This is a genomic window from Pseudoalteromonas sp. P1-9 (assembly GCF_001399975.1).
GTDB lineage: Bacteria > Pseudomonadota > Gammaproteobacteria > Enterobacterales > Alteromonadaceae > Pseudoalteromonas.
On record NZ_LKBD01000096.1, the window covers coordinates 1 to 1,535 of the forward strand.

Below are 1,535 nucleotides of genomic sequence, written 5' to 3' on the forward strand. Positions count from 1 at the left end.
ATCTTCTTGCGCAGTGATGAGAGCTTTGAATTCATCATTAGCTTCCACCACTCTATTTTAGACGGTTGGAGCCGGGTAAGTCTTACTACAGAACTCTATCGTTATTATACCTTGTTATTGAAAAACGAGTTAGTACCAGAACTAGCTGTTGATGTCACCTTTAGTGAATTTGTTTATTTAGAAAGGCAAGCGATAAAAGATGTTGATGCAAAGCGCTTTTTCTTACAAATGTTGGAGAATGCGCCAACCAGACAGCTTACTCAGGACATGTCTAAGAAAAGGACGGGCAACTTAAAGCACTTCAAATTACCTGGCTTTGCTGAAAAATCCTCTGGTTTAGTTGAGCTGGCCAAGTCATTGGGCGTACCGTTGCAATCCGTTTTACTGGCCGGACACCTTAAGGTGCTTTCATTATTTAGTGGTTTAACAAAAGCGGTTTCATGTATCACTGTCAATGGTAGGCCAGAATCTGATGGGGCAGAACAAAGTCTAGGCTTATATTTAAACTCGATTCCAATGTGTGTTGAGCTTAATGATGGAAGCTGGCTACAACTGATCGAAGACATCAATCGCGTTTACAGTAAAGCCATAGAGTACCGAAGGCTTCCTCTGGCAAATATTCAAAAATTGATGGGTTCCGACTACGAAGAAATTTCTTTTAACTACACGCACTTCCATGCGCTGGAATCAGTCAGAACAAGTGCTAGCGAGCAAGACATTGAGCTTCTTGATATGGCAGGCTATGAACAAACCAACTTCCCTTTACAAATTGATGTATCGAGAGATACCCAAGCTGATCAACTTAATTTAGCACTCAGCTATGATGCGGGTTATTATTCCGATTCTTTTATTGAAAATCTAGCGAGTTACTATGGGCATGTATATGGTGCACTGATAGATGAGCCGTCTGTGCGACATTTATCATCTAGTTTTAACAGCGAAGCTGAGTCTCATGAACTCATAGTGACAAGAAATAGTACGGCAAAAACATATAACCAAGTGCCGGTGATTAAGCAGTTTGAGCTCGAAGTTGATTTGGTCCCAGAACAATTAGCACTGAGGTGTGGAAAGGTTGAGCTTAATTATAAAGCGTTAAACGAGAAAGCTAATCGCTTAGCTAATTACTTAATTGAGCATGGCGTGTCGGGCTCTGATCGAATTGGTGTGGCGCTACCTCGAACAGCTGATCTACTAATTGCAGTGCTAGCGGTAATGAAAACGGGAGCGAGTTATGTGGCGATGGAGCCAAGCCTTCCGCAAGAAAGGCTTACCTATATCGCGGAAGATGCGAATCTATATGTTATTTTAGCCTGTTCCAATGAGTTGCAAAACATACCTGTATCTGGTGTTGAACTAGTTATGGTTGATAATGCTGAACAAGAAACTTGGTTAAGCAAATATAGTTCGTGCAACCCAGGTGTGACTATAGATACCGAAGACGAAGTTTATGTGTTGTATACCTCAGGGTCGACAGGTGAGCCGAAAGGGGTGTCGGTAGCGCAGCGAGGATTAAGTCACTATGTGAGTCATGCTAG

Annotated in this window: 1 protein-coding gene; it reads left to right on the top strand. The window is 42.1% G+C overall.

The features are described 5' to 3' along the window. A partial coding sequence (locus AN214_RS21665) for an AMP-binding protein (protein ID WP_152960845.1) occupies positions 1–1,535 on the top strand: 1,535 nt, incomplete at both ends.